14 protein-coding genes are annotated in these 19602 nt (G+C 66.7%); 7 read left to right on the forward strand and 7 right to left on the reverse strand.

Annotated elements, in window-relative coordinates; genetic code table 11:
- Positions 1–27: 27 nt before the first annotated feature.
- Both FB548_RS07790 and FB548_RS07795 read right to left on the reverse strand, forming a co-directional pair.
- Positions 28–642, reverse strand: a complete 615-nt coding sequence (locus FB548_RS07790) for a CDP-alcohol phosphatidyltransferase family protein (protein ID WP_185742028.1) — start codon at positions 640–642, stop codon at positions 28–30.
- A gap of 197 nt (positions 643–839) precedes the next feature.
- Entirely contained in the window at positions 840–2675 is a 1836-nt protein-coding gene (locus tag FB548_RS07795) for a D-(-)-3-hydroxybutyrate oligomer hydrolase (RefSeq protein ID WP_255470423.1), read from the reverse strand.
- Between the two features lie 131 nt (positions 2676–2806).
- Here FB548_RS07795 and FB548_RS07800 point away from each other — a divergent pair, with 131 nt between their 5' ends.
- On the forward strand, positions 2807–3574 hold the full coding sequence (locus tag FB548_RS07800) for a 3-hydroxybutyrate dehydrogenase (protein ID WP_142124225.1): 768 nt from the start codon (positions 2807–2809) through the stop codon (positions 3572–3574).
- Positions 3575–3657: 83 nt separating this feature from the next.
- The gene (locus FB548_RS07805; protein ID WP_142124226.1) at positions 3658–4320 is read left to right on the forward strand and encodes a response regulator transcription factor; all 663 of its coding nucleotides are present in this window, start codon (positions 3658–3660) and stop codon (positions 4318–4320) included.
- Positions 4321–4940: 620 nt separating this feature from the next.
- Here the strand turns inward: FB548_RS07805 and FB548_RS07810 are convergent.
- Positions 4941–5429 (reverse strand): 8-oxo-dGTP diphosphatase, encoded by a 489-nt coding sequence (locus FB548_RS07810; RefSeq protein WP_142124227.1) that lies wholly within the window; start codon positions 5427–5429, stop codon positions 4941–4943.
- A 140-nt stretch (positions 5430–5569) separates the two neighbouring features.
- A complete protein-coding gene (locus FB548_RS07815) occupies positions 5570–8896 on the reverse strand; it encodes a PAS-domain containing protein (RefSeq protein ID WP_142124228.1) in 3327 nt (1108 codons plus the stop codon).
- Between the two features lie 219 nt (positions 8897–9115).
- On the opposite strand from FB548_RS07815, the gene FB548_RS07820 reads away from it, so the two are divergent.
- Positions 9116–9457 carry a hypothetical protein gene (locus FB548_RS07820; protein WP_142124229.1) on the forward strand — a complete coding sequence of 114 codons (342 nt, stop codon included), beginning with the start codon at positions 9116–9118 and terminating at the stop codon, positions 9455–9457.
- Positions 9458–9520: 63 nt separating this feature from the next.
- On the opposite strand, the gene FB548_RS07825 is transcribed toward FB548_RS07820, so the two are convergent.
- Positions 9521–11746 carry a TonB-dependent receptor gene (locus FB548_RS07825; RefSeq protein WP_142124230.1) on the reverse strand — a complete coding sequence of 742 codons (2226 nt, stop codon included), beginning with the start codon at positions 11744–11746 and terminating at the stop codon, positions 9521–9523.
- 190 nt (positions 11747–11936) lie between these two features.
- On the opposite strand from FB548_RS07825, the gene FB548_RS07830 reads away from it, so the two are divergent.
- The 3 genes from FB548_RS07830 (at position 11937) to FB548_RS07840 (ending at position 16805) form a co-directional block, all read left to right on the forward strand.
- Positions 11937–13340 carry a GntP family permease gene (locus FB548_RS07830; RefSeq protein ID WP_142124231.1) on the forward strand — a complete coding sequence of 468 codons (1404 nt, stop codon included), beginning with the start codon at positions 11937–11939 and terminating at the stop codon, positions 13338–13340.
- A 98-nt stretch (positions 13341–13438) separates the two neighbouring features.
- Positions 13439–15316, forward strand: a complete 1878-nt coding sequence (locus FB548_RS07835; RefSeq protein WP_142124232.1) for a DUF1800 domain-containing protein — start codon at positions 13439–13441, stop codon at positions 15314–15316.
- 7 nt (positions 15317–15323) lie between these two features.
- Positions 15324–16805, forward strand: coding sequence for a DUF1501 domain-containing protein (locus FB548_RS07840; protein WP_142124611.1), 1482 nt, complete (start codon positions 15324–15326; stop codon positions 16803–16805).
- Between the two features lie 154 nt (positions 16806–16959).
- Here FB548_RS07840 and FB548_RS07845 read toward each other — a convergent pair whose 3' ends face one another.
- A complete protein-coding gene (locus FB548_RS07845; RefSeq protein ID WP_142124233.1) occupies positions 16960–18102 on the reverse strand; it encodes an NAD-dependent epimerase/dehydratase family protein in 1143 nt (380 codons plus the stop codon).
- A gap of 219 nt (positions 18103–18321) precedes the next feature.
- Here FB548_RS07845 and FB548_RS07850 point away from each other — a divergent pair, with 219 nt between their 5' ends.
- The gene (locus FB548_RS07850; RefSeq protein WP_142124234.1) at positions 18322–18927 is read left to right on the forward strand and encodes a M23 family metallopeptidase; all 606 of its coding nucleotides are present in this window, start codon (positions 18322–18324) and stop codon (positions 18925–18927) included.
- Between the two features lie 86 nt (positions 18928–19013).
- Here the strand turns inward: FB548_RS07850 and FB548_RS07855 are convergent, their stop codons facing one another.
- Positions 19014–19589, reverse strand: a complete 576-nt coding sequence (locus FB548_RS07855) for a DUF922 domain-containing protein (RefSeq protein ID WP_142124235.1) — start codon at positions 19587–19589, stop codon at positions 19014–19016.
- Positions 19590–19602: the final 13 nt, after the last annotated feature.

Below are 19602 nucleotides of genomic sequence, written 5' to 3' on the forward strand. Positions count from 1 at the left end.
GCATGACGCGCCCTCACCTCACGGTTCTCAGGGCTTGGGAATGCGCAGCGTCTTGCTGATCATCAGCGTGCCGGACACGGCATACAACAGCACCAGCGGGTGCAACAGCCAGGGACCGAGCTTCACCTCGCCCAGCCACAGCGCCGGGCCGACATGACCCAGGTACGCGGCGATGGCCAGCACGATGACCAGCGCCAGGCTGGTGGGGATGGGCGTACCTTCGAAGAACTTCACCTTGTCGCCGCCTTCAGCCAGTGTTTCGGCGGTGACGTTGTAGCGCGCCAGCCGGCTGACGCCGCAGGCGACGAAGTACGACAGCACCAGCCAGTCCCAGCCACCCTGCATGCCGCAGGCATAGGCCAGCGCCGCAGGCGCGACACCGAACGAGATGACATCGGCCAGCGAATCCAGTTCGCGCCCCAGCACCGACGCCTGCTTGCGCCAGCGGGCCACGCGGCCATCGAGGGCGTCGAAGATGAATGCCAGCGGGATCAGCGCCATGCCGATCATCAGGTCGCGCAGGATGCCTTCCTGCAGGAAGCGCATCGATGCGAACACCGCACCCGTGCCGCAGAAGGCATTGCCCAGCGTGAACCAGTCGGCCAGCTGGAAGTCGCGGATCATCGAAAAGTGTCGGGACATGGCGGCAGGCGTGACCAAGGAAGGCCTACAGGGTAAGCGGAACCGGGTGAAATCGTCGTGGGCCGCGCTCAGCTCCCTGTAGGAGCTACGTGAGTCGCGACCGCGGCAACAGAGCAGCCATGATCCGTTGCGTGGCCCATCTGCCCGGACTGCCCAGGTCTGCGGTCGCGACTCACGTCGCTCCTACAACAGCGGGGTCAGCGCGGAATCGCCAACTGGCTGGCTTCGACGCTGCCCGCGCCCCGCGGTTGCGGACTGATCAGCGCATTCGCCGACAGCTCCCGGCTTCCATCCAGCGTGGCGCTGACCTGGTCCAGCGCCGCGTAGACATAGGGCAGCAGGGGCACGTACCGCGCGCCATAGGCCGGCAGCGCCAGGAAACCGTCGAAGTGCTGCGCATGCCGCACCTGCCAGTAGCGCACGTCGGGATTGGCGGCGCGCGCAGCTTCCACATACGGCGCGCTGGAGAACGCCGGCGGCACCAGCCCGTCGTCTAGTCCATGGATCACCACCACCGGTCGCCGCGTGCGCGGGAAGCGTGCGGCGGTCTGCGCGATGCCGGCCTGCACGCGGCGCGCGTCGTCGCTGGTGCCGGTATGCAGGGCACGCAGGCATTGCAGGCCAGGCAGGGTGAAGTCCGGCGGCGCCACCTTCGTGTCGACGATGCCCACGCCCGCACCCGGCGGAATACCGCTGCCGTCCGACCACCACGCGGCGCGCTCGGCGGCGCTGGCCGCGCGCGCGCTGAAGTCCGGGTTCTGCGCAGAGAATGCGAAGCCGCAGGGATGCTCGCCGACGCCATAGCGGCCATAGGCGGAGGCGTATGTCACCGCCACGGCGCGCCACAGGTCGAAACCGACACTCAACGCGCCGGATACCAGCGCTGCATCGGTCCAGCCGCTCGCCTTCAGCTGTGCATGCGCCGATGCCGCCTGTGCCTTCGCATCCGCGCCGCTGACCAGCCCGGCCGCTTTCAGCGTGGCGCAACGCGCGGTCCACACCGGATCCGCCTGCGCGCGCAGCGGCGGCTGCGGCAGCGTGTCCGCGGGCAGGTGCAGCAGCGCGCATGGCATCAGCAGGGCGGCTTCCGTCGTGTAGTCATACAGTGACCGCGCACCGTGTGCATCCGCCGCCAGGATGTTCGGCTCGCCCGCGACCACGGCATCCAGCCAGCCGCCCTCTTCCTCGCTGGCACGCAGCACGGCACCACCGCCGTTGGAGATGCCCACTGCGATCACGCGCGTGTTGTCGAAGCGGAACGGCGCCGCCTGTGGGAACGCCTGATCCAGCGCGGCCAGCGCGAACTCGGCGGCCTGCTTCACGTGCCGTCCCCAGTCCGCTTCCGGATTGTCCTTGGAATGCGCGTGCTTCACCGCCACACCGCTGGCACCGACTGGCGCGTCCGGCACGAAGGCCAGCGCATCGACGCCAAGCTCGCCAATGGTGCCGTCCTCACGCGCGCCGCGCTGCTCGTCGAGATCGAAATAATCCGTACCCGCGCCCTTGTCGGTGTAGGCGACGGCGCACCCCTTCGGCAATGCCCACGGTCCGGCTACCGCGATGGCGCCATAGACGCCGCGCGAGCCAGACGAAGCGGTGACGACGACGCAGCGCTTAGTGGCATCGAAACTGTCCGGCACCTGCACCAGCACGCGGTGCGGCTGCACGGCACCCGGTACTTTCGCCAGTGCCGAGTACTCGCGCCCCGGTACGTTGGCCACGCTGCCATAGGCCTGGCCGTAACCGCCCGTCAGCGAGAGATCGGCGATGCCGCGCCAGTTGGCCCAGATCGCGCGACGGCGCAGTTCGGCGGGCGTGGGATTGGCGGAATCAGCGAATGCGGGCGCCGCCATCGCGCGCAGGCCATCCAGGCCCAGGCCCGCGGTGAGCAGATCGTCATCGCCACGGTGCTCGGTGACGCGCTGGAGCTGGATCATGTGGGCCACCGCTTCAGGCTTGGGCGGCGTACTGCTGCAGGCGGCCAGCGCCGCTCCGAGCAACAAGCCGCAGGACATGCGCATCTTCGCGTTCATGCGTGGAAATCATCCAGGGTTCCGGTCAGTGCCACGAAACTACCCTCCGCGGGAAGCGCCGTCATCGTACTTTGGTACCACGAACCCGTCGCGCCTGCCTGCTACCCTAGCCCAAGCACGCAGGAGCCCCCATGCAACAGACCCATACCGTCCTCATCACCGGTGCCGCCAGCGGCATCGGCGCCGGCATTGCCGCGCAACTGGCCGAAGCCGGCCGTCACGTCATCGTCAGCGACCTCAGCCTCGACGCGGCCGAAGCCGTCGCGACGCAGATCCGCACCAACGGCGGCTCGGCGGAGGCCGTGGCGCTGGACGTCACCTCGCAGGACAGCATCGATGCCTCGCTGGCGATGATCTCGCGCCCCATCGACGTGCTGGTCAACAACGCTGGTCTGCAGCATGTCTCGCCGCTGGAGGACTTTCCCATCGAGAAATGGGACTTCCTGGTGCAAGTGATGCTGGTCGGCGTGGCCCGCCTGACCCGCGCCGTGCTGCCGGGCATGCGCGAACGCGGCTTCGGCCGCATCGTCAACATCGGCAGCATCCATGCGCTGGTGGCCAGCCCGTACAAGAGCGCCTACGTGGCGGCCAAGCACGGGCTGGTCGGCTTCTCCAAGGTGCTGGCTCTGGAAACCGCCGACACCGACATCACCATCAACACCGTCTGCCCCAGCTACGTGAAGACGCCGCTGGTGGACAAGCAGATCGCCGACCAGGCGCGTACCCGCGGCATTTCCGAGGCCGACGTGGTCAGCCAGGTGATGCTGAAGCCGATGCCCAAGGGCGTTTTTATCGGCCTGGACGAACTGGCCGGCATCACCGCCTTCCTCACCTCGCCGGCCGCGCGCAACATCACCGGGCAGACGATCGTCGTGGATGGCGGCTGGACGGTGCAGTGAAGCGAGTGGATGGCGAAGAGGAGTGAGCGAAAGCCAGCTCGCCCCACCCACTTCTCACTCCCCTCCACTCACTCCTGCTCTTCATGCCCAACCTCCTGATCGCCGACGACCACCCGCTGTTCCGGGCCGCCCTGCGCGGCGCGGCGGCCGACGCCGTGGCCCAGTTGACGGTGCGTGAAGCCGAATCGCTGGATGGCGTCATCGCGACGCTGGAAGCGCACGACGACATCGATCTGGTGCTGCTGGACCTGCACATGCCGGGCAACCATGGCCTTGCTGGCTTGGCGGCGATCCGTGCGCAGTTTCCCGCGGTCGCCGTCGTGGTGGTGTCGGCGAACGATGATCCGCGGGTGGTGCGCCGGGCACTGGACCACGGTGCTGCCGGCTACCTGCCGAAGAGTTCCGGGCTGGATGAGTTACGCGATGCGATCCGCAGCGTGCTGGCCTGCGAGCAATGGCTGCCCGCCTCGCTGCGTGGCGCCGTGGCGCGCGCGCAGTCGTCCGAACACGACACCGAACTAGCGGGCCGGCTGGCCAGCCTGTCGCCGCAGCAGTTCCGCGTACTGACGCTGGTGGCCCAGGGCCTGTTGAACAAGCAGATCGCCGACCGCCTGGATGTGCAGGAACGCACGGTCAAGGCGCACCTGTCCGCCATCTTCGACCGACTGGGGGTACGCAACCGCACCCAGGCCGGCGTGGTGCTGCGCGAACTGGAGCTGACGGATCCGGCGCGACATATCGAGTGATCCCGTAATCCGCCGAGACAGCACCTCTTGGTCCCTGCCGTCATCCCGGCGCAAGCCGGGATCCATTCGGATTCTGCAGATGCTTCGCTTGGGTCGCAGTACCGCCGAGCAGAAGCAACCTGGGTCCCAGCGTTCGCTGGGACGACGAGGCCCTTCTCGTGAAACATGCAGATTCCGCGAATGCCAAAGAACTGCGGTCATTTTTTCGCCACACACCTTGACAGCGTTGCACCGCAACGCGTGCCATCGCTTATCCACATGTTGATCGACAGACCATCCACACCGGGTGTGGACAACCCGGACACCGCACCGTCATGGACTGGTCAAAAATTCGCCACCCATCTTGACAGGCTTGCGGCACAAGGCGCCGACGCGGTTATCCACACGGTTTCCCACACGCTCTCCACATGGCGTGTGGACAAGCGGACAGCGTGGAACACGAAGTTGCTCCCAGTGGGAGCATCGCGAGTCGCGACCGCAGATTCGACGCTGCGCCAAATGCAGCCCGTTCTCCTCCCTGGCGCGCTGCGGCGCGTTCATCACCGCGCGACGCGAACCGCTATCGGGGCGCGGTCGCGACTCACGTCGCTCCTACACGAACGACATGCGCACGAGCAACATCAGATGCGCGAGTAGTCCCACGAGACCATGCGACCCTCGTGGTACGGCATGACGCCGTGGAATCCGCGCGGGTCCTCGTCGAACACGAGAGGCAGGAAGTGGCGGTCGCCGTCCCACAACGGCAGGTCCAGGATCTTCTCCACCGGGACCCATTCCAACGTGCCTTCCGGATTGCGCTCGAATGGCGTACCGCTGTAAGCGGTGATGACGAAGACGAATCCCAGCCAGTCCTCGCCGTGCTTGCCGAAACCCGGCCAGCTGATCGTGCCGCGCAGGGCCATCGCATCGCAATCGATCCCGGCTTCCTCGTGGATCTCGCGACGCATGCCGGCCACCACGTCCTCGTCCCGTTCGATCTTGCCGCCCAGGCCGTTGTACTTGCCCAGGTGCTGGTCGTCCGGACGAGCATTGCGATGGATCAGCAGTACCTGCGTACGATCGGGCGACAGCACGTAGCCGAGGGTGGCGACGATGGGGGTATAGGGCATGGGGTACTCTTTTGCGGCGAAGCAAGGATTCTACCGACTTCACTCCGTCATCCCGGCGAAAGCCGGGACCCAGAGATTTTTCCCACAGGATTCGTCGTCACGCAGAAGGCACTGGGTCCCGGCTTTCGCCGGGATGACGGTCACGCGGCCCGCGCCGCCAGCAGCCGGTCCAGCACCGACTTCAATGCGAGCGGCCGCACCGGCTTGGCCAGCAGCGGCAGTTCCGCATCCCGGACGGCACGGCGCACGGCATCGGTCTGGTCGGCACTCAGGATCAGGCACGGACGTTGCCCATGCGAGGCACGCAGACGTTCGGCCAGCGCGACGCCGGTGTCGCCGGCATCCAGGTGGTAATCGAACAGCCAGAGGTCCGCATGCCTCTCGCGCAATGCCGCATCGGCTGCTGCGCCATCGCTGGCGATCGCGACGCTGCATCCCCAGCCTTCAAGCACCTGGCGCAGAGCAGCCAGCGCTGCAGGATCGTTGTCGACCGCCAGCACATGGCGACCGGCAAGGCCGGGCTTGCCGGCCAGCGAGGGCATCGCCGCAGGCGCCGCCACGCGCACCAGGTCTACCGCGAAAACGGAGCCGTGCCCTACCCGGCTGCGTAGCGACAGCGGTGCGTCGAGCAGCACGGCGATGCGGTCCGCGATCGACAGGCCCAGGCCCAGGCCCTGTCCCGGCACATCGTCGCCGCGGCGGAATTCCTCGAAGATCCGGCGCTGGTCGGACTCGGCGATCCCAGGCCCCGTGTCCCACACTTCAATGCGCACGTGCGCATGGCGCCAGCGCGCGCCGAGCAGCACACCACCACGCGCGGTGTAGCGCACGGCATTGGCCAGGAAGTTCTGCAGGATCCGGCGCAGCAGCTGCGGATCGGTATGCACCCAGGCACGCGTCGGCACGATGTCGAACGACAGTCCTCGCTCCAGCGCGAGTACGCGGAACTCGGAGGCCAGCGGCTCCAGCACTTCCATCAACGGCAGGTCGCGCGGCTCAGGCAGCAGGCCGCCGGCGTCCAGGCGCGACATGTCCAACAGGCCCGTCAGCAGATCGGTGGTGGAATCCAGCGCACCACGCACCTGCAGCGCCGTCTCGCGCTGCCGCGCCTCCGGCAACTGCTGCGACAACGCGTCGGTGAACAACTGTGCCGCGTGCAGCGGCTGCAGCAGATCGTGGCCGATCGCGGTCAGGAAGCGGCTCTTCGCATCGTTCGCATGCTCGGCCTCGCGCTTGGCGGTTTCCAGCAGGGCGGTGCGTTCGACCACGCGCTGCTCCAGCGTCTCGTTGGCCTGCTTGAGTTCGCGCTCGGCCTGGCGTGATGCGGTGACGTCGGTGTAGGTGGCCACGAAGCCGCCGCCCGGCATGGGATTGCCGCGCACCTCCACGATGCTGCCATCCGGGAACACGCGCTCGGTCAGGTGCGGCGTGCCGGCACGCATAAAGGCCAGGCGCCGCTCCAGCGCACGCTCGTCGTGTCCCCGCTGCGGCATGCGCTGCAGCGCCCAGCGGGTCAGGTCGGCGATGGGACGCCCGACCTGCAGCAGATCGGAGGGAAAGCCGAACATCTGCGCATAGCGCCGGTTCCAGGCCACCAGCCGCTGCTCGCGGTCGATCACGCTGATGCCTTGGCTCATGTTCTGCAACGCGGCCTCCAGCACCTGCTGGTTGAAGCGCAGATCCTGCGATGCTTCGCCGACGATGGCGGCCACCGTCTCCAGGTCGCCGGTTTCACGGCGTGCCGCGTCCAGCAGGAGCCGTGCGGACGCAGAGCCCAGCACCGCCGACAGTTCGCGCTCGAGCCGGGCTTCGATAATCGCCGGCACCGGTCCATTGCGCGGCGCGTCGACCAGCAGCTCCTCCACGCGCTCGCGCGGCAGGAAGCGCCTGCCGGCATCGCGCAGCGTCTTCGCATCGAAGCCCCGGCTGTCGGCGCGACGCGGTGCCGAACCCCGCCAACTGGCCACCAGCAGCGTGACCACGGCACCTGCGAACAGACTGACACCGACGGCGCGGCCCAGGCGGCTCCACCCTGTGAGGCCGAAGAAGCCGTCGGGCGACAGGCCGGCCAGACCAAACGGCCCCGTCTGCAGCCATGCCGGCGAAACACCGCGTGCGTCCATCGCCACCGGCAGCAGCAACAGCCATGCCCATACCAGGAACCCGGCCACGATGCCGGCAATGACGGCCCGCGGCGATGTCTGCGGACGCCAGATGGCGAACGCCAGCGCGGGCGCCAGCGTGGCCAATGCGGAGAACGACACCGCGCCCACGTCCGCCAGCGCATCGTTGCCCGCGATCAGGCGGCTGTACGCCCACGCCAGCAGCATCACCGCCACGATCCCCACGCGCCGTTGTGTCAGCACGGCTCCGCGCAGGTCGCGACCGGTACCGCGCACCCAGCCGCCCCGCAACAGGCCCGGCGCCAGCCAGTGGTTGCCGATCATCAGGCTGAGCGTGAGCGTACTGACCACCACCATGCCGGTAGCCGCGCTCAGGCCGCCAAGGAACGCCAGCAGCGCCAGCCCTTGGTGCCCCTGCGACAGCGGCAGCGCCAGCACGTAGAGGTCGGAGGGCACCGCATCGCCGAACATCGCGCCGCCCGCGCGCGCCAGCGGCAGCAGCGGCGCGGCCATCAACACCATGTACAGAGGAAACAGCCAGCGCGCCGTGCGCACATGCCGTTCATCGCGGCATTCCACCACGCCCACGTGCACCTGGTGCGGCAGGGTGAACATCGCCAGCACGCCCAGCGCCACCAGCGGCAGGAATCCATACGTGGTGGAAGCCGGGGCCGGTGCCGGCGGCGGCACTTCCAGGTCCGGCAGGCCGAACCACACGAACAATCCCAGCGCCAGCATCGCCGCCAGCTTGAAGAGCGACTCGAACGCCATCGCCAGGATCAGCCCGCGGTTGTGTTCCACCGCGCTCGCGCGGCGCGTGCCAAACAGCATCGCGAATACCGCCATCGCCAGCGCCACGTACAGCGCGCTGTCCTGCCACGCCGGCAGCGCATCGTTACCCGGCGAACGGGTCAGCAGCGCGAAGCTCATCGCCACGGCCTTCAGCTGCAGCGCGATGTAGGGAATCAATCCGAGCGCGGCGATCAGCGTGACCGTGGCCGCCAGCCAGCCGTCCTTGCCCAGTCGCGTGGCGATCAGGTCGGCCAGCGACGTGGCATTCGACTCGCGCGCCATCCGCACCAGCCGCACCAGCAGGAACGCGCCGAACACGTACAACAGGATGGTGCCGACGAAGGTGGGCGGCAGTGGCCAACCGTAGCGAGCGGCCTGGGTCACGGTGCCGAAGAACGTCCACGAGGTGCAGTACACCGCCAGCGACAGCGCGTAGATGTACGGCCACTGCACCGCCAGCACGCGCGGGTGCCGCTCGGCGTAGAGCGCGGACCCGAACAGCACGCCCAGCCACAGCAGGGACGCCAGTACCACCACGCCGATGCTCAGCATGCTTCCTCGAATGCTCCTGTCCGCCCAGCCACGATCTTACCGCGCCGACGATCGGCACTGTCCCCTGTCCATTCCCGTGGCCGACGCCTCCGCAGGGCCTCGTTCTTCCTCATGACGAAGCCGGTGCGGAACGCTCCTCCCGAGGGGATTGCCGCCATGCGGTTCCGTCATCGCCGGGCCCAAGGGGGTGCCCACACGGAGTCGAACAAGGAGATCGTCATGCACAACCACATGTTCCTGCGCGCTGCCGCGCTGTCCCTCGTGCTGCTTGCCGCATCCGCGCCCGCCTGGGCAACGCGCACCAGCACCGCGCTCGGCATCTGCATATCGCGCGGCCCGGATTGCAGCATCGCCAACAAGGGCGACAACTACGAGATCTGCGTCAACAACACCGACGGCAAGCAGTGCGTCAGCTGTCCCAACCTGGCCCAGGACAAGCAGGAATGCTCCGTCGCCAGGACGGGCAAGGACACGCCCCCGCCGACCACCGGCGTGGCCGGCCTGCTCGCCGAGGAATACGTGAAGGCTCCCCGCAAAACCGAACACCCGCGCAAACCCTGACGTCCGGAAACGCCAACGCGGCGATGCTCACGCACCGCCGCGTCATGCGTTGCGACGCCGGACTCAGAAATCGTAGCGCGCGGTCAGGCTGTACTGGCGCGGCGGGCCGTAGAAGCCGGAGAGGACGCCCAGCGCCGCCTGGAGGTTGTAACCGGTGGTGCGGTATTCCTCGTCGGTGAGGTTGGTCCCCTGCAGCGAGAACGACCAAGCGTCGTTCGCGCGCCAGACCACGCCGGCACCGAGCAGGCCGTAGCCGGGCTGCTTGATCGCCTCGCTCAGGTCGGTGGTGGGATAGACCTCGGACTGATACGAGTAGGTCACCCGCGCGGACAGGTTGCCCCCGTTCGCGAGATCGGTCCGGTATTCCACGTTGAGTGCGCCGGAGAATTCGGGCGCATTGGTGAAGTACTGGCTGTCGGCGACATTGACGCCGCCGGTGATGAACTCGTCGTACTTGGCATCCAGCCATGCCAGGTTGCCGCTGATGAGCCAGTTCTGGCTGGGCAGGAACTGGTACTCCACCTCCACGCCGTTCACCGTGCCCTTGCCGGCGTTGGTGAAGTCGCCGAAGAACTGCGGGTTTCCGTTGCCGTCGATGTACTGCGTGAACACCGACAGCTGGATGTCCTCGTACTTGTTGTGGAACGCCGACAGGTTCAGGAACATGCGCTGGTCGAGGAACGACATCTTGCTGCCGATCTCGAAGCTGTCGACCGACTCGTCGTCGAACGGCTCGCCCGAGCGCGGCACCGCCGTGGTGTTGGCGCGGATGTTGTAGCCGCCCGACTTGAAGCCACGCGACGCCAGGCCGTAGACCATGATGTCCGGGGTGATCTGGTAGTCCAGCGAGACCTTCGGCGAGACGTTCTTGAAATTGATGGTCTTGTCGAAGTTCGCGGCGACCACGCCATTCGGAACCGTGAAGGTGGCATCGGTATAGCCGATGTTGTAGGCCACCGCATGCTTGTCCTCGTCGGTGTAGCGGGCGCCGACGTCCAGCTTCAGGCGATCGGTCAGGTCGAACGTCCAGTCGGTATAGATGGACAGACTGCTGGTGTTCACCACGCCCTGGGTATCGCCGAAGCTCAGGCCGAAGAAGTTGTTCAGCACCTGGCCGCCGGCATCGCCGTCGAAATGATAGATGCCGACCACGCCGCGCGCGCGACCGCCGCCATCGTAGTTGGCCTGCACTTCGTTGGTCACCTGGCTGTCGCTGTAGAACGCCTTCACGTCCGCGACCGGGAACGGCGTCATGTCGAAATCGATATTGGTCTCGGTATCCGACTCCCGCTTGGCGACGATGTACTTGAACGCCCAATCATCATTGGGACGCCAGTTCACGGTCGCCGACAGCCCCTTCATCTCGGTGTCGTTGACGTTGGGCATGGCGCTGTAGATGTCGTAGCGGCTGTCCATCGGCGTATAGGCCGACAATCCCGGGAACAGGAAGTTCGCCGTCGGACTGGTGTTGACCGACAACAGCTTGCCACCGCGCACGCCGGATTGGTCATCCAGGTAGTCGAACGCGAACTGCACGTCGAAATCGTCCTGTGAGTACGCACCCAGCTGCATGCGGACGGCATTGATCTCCTTGTCGCTGATCTCCTGGCCGTTGAACTTGTTCTCCCCGAAGCCGTCGCGGTTCATGCTGGCAACCGACACGCGGCCGCGCAGGCCGCTGTCCTTGCCGCCGATCTCGCCGCCCAGCGCGGCCTTCACGTCCAACTGGTTGTAGTTGCCCACGGTGACCGAGGCGAAGCCGGTAGTCTCCTGCGGCAGGCCGCGCGAGATGTACTTGATCGCACCGCCGATGGTGTTCTTGCCGTACAGCGTGCCCTGCGGGCCGCGCAGCACCTCGATACGCTCCACATCGAACACGTCCAGCAGCGCGCCCTGCGGACGCGCGATGTACACGTCATCCAGGTAGATGCCCACGCCCGGATCCACGCCCCACAGCGGATCGGCCTGGCCCACACCGCGGATGTAGGCGGTGACGGTGCTGGTGGAGCCGCGCGCCGCGTACACGGTCAGGTTCGGCACCTGCGCATCCAGGTCGCCCAGGTCCTTGATGTTCAGCTTGTCCAGCGTTTCCGGCGTGAATGCGGTGACGGCCACGGGCACGTCCTGCAGGGTCTCTTCGCGCTTGCGCGCGGTGACCTTGACCGAATCCAGCGTGGTGGCATTGGTGGCTGGCGATGCGCTGGTCGGCGCGGCGTCCTGCGCCCATGCCACCGGCACGGACGACAACAGGACGCAGCCGATGGCCAGGCTCAGATGCTTGCGCTTCATGGGTCTCCCCTCCTCCCGGGTATGACGTTGGCGGCGGACGGATGCCGCCGATTGAAGCGAACACTAGGGGGCGGGCCGCGTGGGCGGCATCGTACCTTCGTACAGTGGGCCGGCCGGCGTGCGGCTGCGGATACTCGCCGCACTTGCAATCGGCGCTGGCCGAGGGGTCGCAGATGTCGAGGAGTACCGGATGTCGTTCCTGATCGTGCTGGCCGCGCTGTGCTTCCTGATGTTCGTGGCCTACCGCGGCTACAGCGTCATCCTGTTCGCGCCCATCGCGGCGCTGGGCGCGGTGCTGCTGACCGATCCCTCGCTGGTAGCGCCGATGTTCACCGGCCTGTTCATGGACAAGATGGTCGGCTTCCTGAAGCTGTATTTCCCAGTGTTCCTGCTGGGCGCGGTGTTCGGCAAGCTGATCGAGATCTCTGGTTTCTCCAAGGCGATCGTGAAAGCCACCATCAAGGTGGTCGGCGCGCAGCGCGCCATGCTGTCCATCGTGCTGGTGTGCGCGCTGCTGACTTACGGCGGCGTATCGCTGTTCGTGGTGGTGTTCGCGGTGTATCCGTTCGCGGCGGAGCTGTTCCGCCAGAGCGACATCCCCAAACGGCTGGTGCCGGGCACGATCGCGCTAGGCGCCTTCACCTTCACCATGGACGCGCTGCCGGGCACGCCGCAGATCCAGAACATCATCCCCAGCTCGTTCTTCGGCACCACCGGCTGGGCCGCGCCGGTGCTGGGCACGCTGGGCGGCGTGTTCATCCTGATCGTGGGCATGAGCTACCTGGAATGGTGCCGCCGCGTGGCCGCGCGCAATGGCGAGGGCTACGCCGGCAACGACGAATTGCGCAACGAACCCGAACCGTTCAAGGGCGACAGGCTGGCGCATCCGCTGATCGCGATCCTGCCGCTGCTGCTGGTGGGCGTGGCCAACTTCCTGTTCACCCGCTGGATTCCCGGCTTCTACGGCGAGAGTCAGTCCTTCGTGCCTGCCGTCATCGGCAATCCCGCGCCCGTGGTGCAGGAGGTCTCGAAGGTCGCCGCGATCTGGGCCGTACAGGGCGCGCTGCTGGTGGGCATCGTGTCGGTGATCGCGTTCGCATGGAAGCCGGTGTTCGCCAGCTTTGCGGAGGGCACCAAGAGCGCCATCGGCGGCGCGCTGCTGGCCTCGATGAACACGGCGTCGGAATACGGATTCGGCGCCGTCATCGCCGCCCTGCCCGGCTTCCTGGTCGTGGCCAATGCGCTGCAGGCCATTCCCAATCCGCTGGTCAACGAGGCGATTTCGGTCACCGCGCTGGCGGGCATCACCGGTTCCGCCTCGGGCGGCATGAGCATCGCGCTGGCGGCGATGGCCGACAGTTTCATCGCCAACGCGAACGCGGCGGGCATCCCGATGGAGGTGCTGCACCGCGTCGCCTCGATGGCCTCCGGCGGCATGGACACCCTGCCCCACAATGGTGCGGTGATTACCCTGCTGGCCGTCACCGGCCTCAGCCACCGGCAGTCGTACAAGGACATCTTCGCCATCACGCTGATCAAGACCACGGCGGTGTTCGTGATCATCGGCGTGTTCTACGCCACCGGCTGGGTCTGACACCTCCCGTGGCGTGACCGGCCTGTGCGCGCGGTCGCAAACGGCGCACGGCGCTTGGCCAATACTTCCCGCATTCCGGGGAAGGCAGGGAAATCCGCATGGCGTACTACACCGTCCCGTGGCGTCGGCTGTTCGCGCGTGGCCCGTGGCGACGCAAGGCCGTGGGCACGCGTGCGCGCCTCGACGCCCGCGTTCAGGCAAAGCCGCACATCGCAGCGCCCGATCTCGGCGTACAGGTCCGTGAACGCCTGAACCGCCTGTACGGCTGGAAGGGCGGCGAACGCGCCAGTCCGAAGGACACCACGCCCGCACCGGAGGCGGTAGCGGTGGCCGCACCCAGCGGTGGCCGCGTGATGATGGGGCAGTCGAATCCCACCCTGATGACGATGGCGCGACCGCCGTTCGCCGTGCAGGCGCTCAACAACCTCAGCTACGGCGCCACCGCCGCGAGCATCGCCGAATTCAACGCGCTGGGTAGCAGCGACCGCCAGCGCCTGGCCAACTACGTGGACTGGCAGCTCAACTGGGACGCCATCGACGACAGCGCCGTCACCAACCGCCTCAACACCGCCGGCTACACCACGTTGAACAAGTCGCTGACCCAGTTGTGGGCCGACCACGTGGTGACGGACCCGGAGTACAGCATCCGCATCCGGCCCGCCAATGAAGTGCAGCGCGCGGCGTTCGTGCGCGCGGTGTATTCGCGCCGCCAGTTGCGCGAGGTGCTGGTGAATTTCTGGCACGACCACTTCAACGTACTGGGCAACGACTTCAGTACAGGCCCGGTGTTCGTGCACTACGACCGCGACGTGATCCGCGCCAACGCCAAGGGCAATTTCCGCACGATGCTGGAAGGCGTGGCCCAGAGCACGGCGATGCTCTACTACCTGGACAACATCAGCAATTCTCGCTCCGGCCCCAACGAGAACTTCGCCCGCGAATTGCTGGAGCTGCACACGCTGGGCGCGGAGAACTACCTCGGCTTCATGGACCCGTTCCAGGTGCCGCCTTGTCCCGAGGATCCGGCGTATCCCATCGGCTACACCGACATCGACGTGTACGAAACCTCGGCCGCGTTCACCGGCTGGTCGGCGAAGAACGGCCACTGGCAGTTTCCCACCGAGAACGACGGCAGCTTCGTCTACCGGCAGTCCTGGCACGACGCCGGCCCCAAATTCCTGCTCGGCATGCTGATCTATCCCGAACAGCCCGCACTGAAGGACGGTCGCGACGTACTGGACCGGTTGGCCAGCCATCCGCGCGTGGCCAAATTCATCTGCAAGAAACTCATCCGCCGCTTCATCAGCGACACGCCGAAGCAGGCGCTGATCGACAGCGCGGCGACGATCTTCCGTTCCAACTGGCGCGCGCCGAACCAGATCGAACTGGTGCTGCGGCACATCCTGAACTCCGACGACTTCATCAACAGCTTCGGCCAGAAGAACCGTCGCCCGTTCGACGCAACGGTCGCGGCGATGCGGACGCTCGGCGGCGACTGGACGATCCGGCTGGACCACGGCCGCAGCGGCGATTTCATGTGGATGTACGGTTTCACCGGCCACACGCCGTACAACTGGCCTGCGCCGAACGGCTATCCCGACAGCGGGCTGGCGTGGTCGGGCTCCAATTCCTACGCCATGACGTGGCGCCTGCTGGGCTGGCTGACCGAAAGCAAGGACGGCGACGTGCCATTGCACCCGATCGTCGATACCACGCGTGCCAACATCCCCGTGGCCAACTGGACGGCGAACACGCTGGTGACGTGGTGGTGCACCCGTCTGCTCGGCTATCAGCCCGAAACGGCGCGCAAGCAGGCGCTGGTGGCCTTCATGGCGCAGAACGGCGATCCGAACAGCTATGTCATCACCGATACCAACACGTGGCAGGGCAGCGACCTGAAGCGGCACTACAACCACGAGCGCCTGCGCAGCCTGGTGGCGTTAATCCTGATGACTCCCGAATTCATGAGCCGCTGAGGCCCCGATGACCGACTTCCGACTGACCCGACGCGACTTCGTCAAAGGCTGCGGCGCAGCCGCCATCGTCGGCACCGCGGGCGGCAGCCTGATGTTCGCCGCCCCCGTCGACGCCGCCGTCAACAGCTATGACACCGTCGTGCATCTGTTCCTGCGGGGCGGCATCGATGGCCTCAACCTGGTGGTACCCATCGACGGTGTGGACCGCGGCTTCTACGAGGAAGCGCGCCCCAGCCTGAAAATCGAGACCAGCGGCGCTTACGGCGCCTTGCCACTGACCCTGTCGGGCGGCGCTGGCACCGGCTTTGGCCTGCACCCCTCGGCCAGCGGTCTGCGCGACCTGTGGAACGACGGCAGGATGGCCATCGTGCACGCCTGCGGCATGGCGACCACGGTCACCCGCAGCCACTTCGATGCGCAGCTTTACATCGACCTGGGTACGCCCGGGAAGTACGGCTCGCCGACGGGATGGATGACGCGCGCGTGGGAGACGCGGCCCAATGGCGCCGGCACCCTGCCCGCGCTCGGCGTGAGCGGCACCCAGCCGGCCGGCCTGATGGGCGCGATCGATGCGCTGACCATGAGCAGCCCGTCCGACTTCTCGCTCAACACCACCGCATGGAGCTGGCAGCGCACGCGAAGCGATTCGCCCAGCGGCCTGCGTGGCGTCAGCGAAACCGTGGCCTCGCTGTGGAACGGCCAGACCGGCATGGAGATCAGCGGTCGCCGCGCGAATGGCGCGCTGCGCCTGATCGGACAACAGGGCTACGCCAGCCTGCCGGCCAGCTGGCCGACGGGCAATTTCGCGCAGCAGCTGTGGACCATTGCGCAGACCATCCGCTTCAACCTCGGCCTGCGCTACGCCACGCTGGATCTCGGCGGCTGGGATACGCACGAGGGCCAGGGCACGGCGGGCAGCGGGTACCACTACTACCAGAACAAGATCGCGGAGCTGTCGCAGGCACTGGCCGCGTTCTACGCCGAACTCAACGGCACCGGCGAGATGGCGCGGGTGACGGTGGTGGTGCAGTCCGAGTTCGGACGCCGCGTGCGTGCGAACGCCAACGGCGGCACCGACCATGGCTACGGCAATCCCATGCTGGTGCTCGGCGGTCCGGTCAACGGACGCCGCTTCTACGGCAGCTGGCCTGGCCTGAATCCGGAAACTCTCTCCCCCACCTTCGGCGACGTGCCGGTCACCACCGACTACCGCCGCGTGATGTCGGAGATCCTGATCCGCCGCATGGGCAACGCCAACCTCAGCCAGGTCTTCCCCGGCTACACCGGTTATGCGCCGCTTGGCCTAATGCAGGGCACCGACATCGCGCCAAAGCTCGAAGAGGTGGCGGTCACCGCATCGATTCCGTCGCTGGTGGTGCCGGGGGCGGGAACGCCTGCGGCCGCCACCAGCGCGCCCACCGAACGCGTCGTGCCCGACTGGCAGCGCCGGGGGCCTGTGGATCGAACGCTGGTGCGGCGGGAGCGCTGAATCAAGGCTCCTGTAGGAGGGGCTTCAGCCCCGATGCTTGCCCATCAGACGGCAGCCACCCGCGCTGCGCCCGGGCGCTCATGTTCCGTGGGCGCGGTCGCGCCTGCGGTGACAGGTCGGGCCCTGAAGCCCCTCCTGCATGGCAGGAATGCCATCAGCCGTTGCGCGCGTGCCACGCCTTCAGCAACTCGGCTTCCTTGTCGCGGGTGATGCCGGCATTGAGTTTGGCCTGGCGCTCTGCCGGCAGGCCGCGGAACCAGGCCAGCAGGTCGGTGACGGTGGTCGCGAGCGGACGGAAGGTCAGCCCCGCCGCGATGGCGCGCGCATTGCTGACCGCGCCGTAGCCGCCGTACTGCGGGTGCATCGGCGACACCCAGATCGGCAGGCCGACCTGCTGCTGCTCGAGGAACTCGGGGGACACATGCGTCAGCGTCAAGCCGCCGCCGGTCACGGCCTGGCAGCCATGCACCATGGCGTCCATGCCGAGCGTGTAATCCGGGCCGCACGCGTTGAAGGTGCCGGTGGTCTTTGTTTCGGCCAGGCGGATCATCCATTCGCCCAGGTCGCGGCCGTCGATGATCTGGATGGGATCTTTGCCCTGGCCGGGCACCAGGATCTCGCCGCCCTGCGCCACCCGGTGCGGCCAGTAGGTGAAACGATCGGTTTCGTCGCGCGGACCGACGATGTAACCCGGGCGCACGATGGTGACGTTCCCGCCGAACTGCTTGCGGGCTTCGGCTTCGCTCAATGCCTTCAATGAGCCGTAGAGATTCTCGATGTCGGCGCGCAGGGTCTCCTGGGTTTCAGCCATCGCATCCTTGCCCTTGTAGACGGCGAGCGGCGAATCCTCGTTGATGCCCGGCTTGCCGCCATCGGCGTATACCGAAATGGTGGAGATGAAGAGGTAGTGCCCCACGTTGCCTTTCAGCACCTGGCCGGCATCGCGCACCCAGAACGGCAGGCTGGTGGGGTTGTCGATGCAGACGTCCCACTTGCGCCCTTTCAGTGCGGCCAGGTCGCCGGTATTGCGGTCGCCGTGCAATTGTTCCACTTCGCCCGGCCATTCCGGCGAGGGCCGCTTCCCGCGGTTGAACAAGGTGACCTTGTGCCCGCGCTTGAGCGCGTAATCGACCTGGAACGGACCCGTGAAGCCGGTGCCGCCGAGGATCAGGATATTCAGCGGCTTGGCCGCCTTCCCCACCGGCTTGCCCTCGCTGGCAGTAGAGGCAAAGGACGGCAGCGCAGCCGCGGCGGCGGCCAGCGCGCCCAGCTTGAACAGGTCACGACGGGTGGTCATGCAGGGGCTCCCCAGCGGTGTCAGGAAACCGACTAGATAGCACCGCCGCGACCCGCCTGCCCCTGCCGGAAGTCTTCATGACTTCAAGTCCTATGCCCGGTATGGCCCGGACAAGGCAACCTCGATCTCGACAGCGGCGTCCCGACCACTGCGAGTGGTCATGGGGCTGTCTGACCCTCACACCAGGGATGGCGCCGGGGTAAGGTGCCGCAACATCCGATGGAAGACACCATGCGTGCATTCATGCTTCTCGTCATTGCCATGCTCTCGCTACCGGCTTTCGCCGAGAAACCCGTCGCGCCAGCGCGCGTTCCGATCCAGCAGGCGATGGCGCATCCGCTTTTCGATGACCCCTACATGTGTTCGGAGCACGCCGAGAACGAGCTCCCCCACCTTGGCGATGCTCTCGGCCAGGACTGCATGATCACTGCCTTCGGCGATGACACGAAGCGTTCGTTCCTTGGGTTGTACAGGAACGACGGAGCGAGGAATCAGGACTGGTACGGATGGAACCGTCCGGTCAATTCGCCCTGTGACTGCGAAGTCGTCAAGCTCCACGTGAACCCGCTCGTCAACGTGCCGGGTCAGCCTCACGAAAGCCGCGCCTCGAGCATCATCCTCAGGGCAACCGATGGCACGGTGTTCGTCGTGGCCCACCTGCAGGCGTTCGCCGTGAAAGAAGGTGATCACGTAGAAGCCGGTGAACTCATCGGCCTTGTCGGCAACAACGGCTACGCCCGCGCGCCTCATGTCCACATCGGCGCATGGCGCGGGAAACAAGCGCTGCAGGTGCGCTGGGACCAGCAGGCCATGAAGGTCCACTAGGATGTCCGGGCAAGTCCAGGCTGTGCAGTGGAGTGAGCGAGTGAATCCCGACAGAGCGTGCATGACGAGCCCGGGCGATTCCGACCTCACTCCAAGGCGACACCCTCGGTTGCTCCATGTCGCGTTCGCTGGTCATAAAGGCGACTGCGCACCCTGTACATCTCCATGATGCGCAGTGCCTTGATATTGAAAGACCTGGACAGTGCCGCGCAGTTACTGGGTGGCAGCGACTTTGCGAGGGCCCGGACGGCCTCCGCCGCCTGCAATCCATGACGGTAGTGAGCGTGTTCGTGAAGGCGTAGTGCATCCAGATACCGCGTCCAGGCCTTGGCAAGGTCCCGGGATGCACCGCCAGTGGGCGTCCATCGTGGCAGCGTGACCGTTGTGTCCAACGCGATCGTTAGGTCAACAACCTCGCAGGTGTTTCCGGCGCCTTCCACCTCGAATGTCCATTCGACCTGCCATCGAGTCAGTCCATGCACCACGCGCCCGTCTTCATTCCTGGGCCCGTTGGTCCGTAAAGCACGCTGGATCGCCCGCAGGTTGTCTCCGGCGACGGAGTAGTACGTCACCTTCGCACGCGGGAAGAGAGGATCAGCCACCGCGTTCGGCACCCACAACGAGAGCGCAAAGCCCATGAACATGCCCTGCCCAAGTCTCATGACCGCCTCCAGC

Origin of the sequence: Pseudoxanthomonas sp. 3HH-4 (assembly GCF_006716465.1) — a bacterium.
GTDB lineage: Bacteria > Pseudomonadota > Gammaproteobacteria > Xanthomonadales > Xanthomonadaceae > Pseudoxanthomonas_A.

What these genes read in the sequence shown, in the direction of transcription:
- FB548_RS07790 (WP_185742028.1), bottom strand. Translation starts at nt 642, where the DNA reads ATGTCCCGACACTTTTCGATGATCCGCGACTTCCAGCTGGCCGACTGG.
- FB548_RS07795 (WP_255470423.1), bottom strand. Translation starts at nt 2,675, where the DNA reads ATGAACGCGAAGATGCGCATGTCCTGCGGCTTGTTGCTCGGAGCGGCG.
- FB548_RS07800 (WP_142124225.1), top strand. Translation starts at nt 2,807, where the DNA reads ATGCAACAGACCCATACCGTCCTCATCACCGGTGCCGCCAGCGGCATC.
- FB548_RS07805 (WP_142124226.1), top strand. Translation starts at nt 3,658, where the DNA reads ATGCCCAACCTCCTGATCGCCGACGACCACCCGCTGTTCCGGGCCGCC.
- FB548_RS07810 (WP_142124227.1), bottom strand. Translation starts at nt 5,429, where the DNA reads ATGCCCTATACCCCCATCGTCGCCACCCTCGGCTACGTGCTGTCGCCC.
- FB548_RS07815 (WP_142124228.1), bottom strand. Translation starts at nt 8,896, where the DNA reads ATGCTGAGCATCGGCGTGGTGGTACTGGCGTCCCTGCTGTGGCTGGGC.
- FB548_RS07820 (WP_142124229.1), top strand. Translation starts at nt 9,116, where the DNA reads ATGCACAACCACATGTTCCTGCGCGCTGCCGCGCTGTCCCTCGTGCTG.
- FB548_RS07825 (WP_142124230.1), bottom strand. Translation starts at nt 11,746, where the DNA reads ATGAAGCGCAAGCATCTGAGCCTGGCCATCGGCTGCGTCCTGTTGTCG.
- FB548_RS07830 (WP_142124231.1), top strand. Translation starts at nt 11,937, where the DNA reads ATGTCGTTCCTGATCGTGCTGGCCGCGCTGTGCTTCCTGATGTTCGTG.
- FB548_RS07835 (WP_142124232.1), top strand. Translation starts at nt 13,439, where the DNA reads ATGGCGTACTACACCGTCCCGTGGCGTCGGCTGTTCGCGCGTGGCCCG.
- FB548_RS07840 (WP_142124611.1), top strand. Translation starts at nt 15,324, where the DNA reads ATGACCGACTTCCGACTGACCCGACGCGACTTCGTCAAAGGCTGCGGC.
- FB548_RS07845 (WP_142124233.1), bottom strand. Translation starts at nt 18,102, where the DNA reads ATGACCACCCGTCGTGACCTGTTCAAGCTGGGCGCGCTGGCCGCCGCC.
- FB548_RS07850 (WP_142124234.1), top strand. Translation starts at nt 18,322, where the DNA reads ATGGAAGACACCATGCGTGCATTCATGCTTCTCGTCATTGCCATGCTC.
- FB548_RS07855 (WP_142124235.1), bottom strand. Translation starts at nt 19,589, where the DNA reads ATGAGACTTGGGCAGGGCATGTTCATGGGCTTTGCGCTCTCGTTGTGG.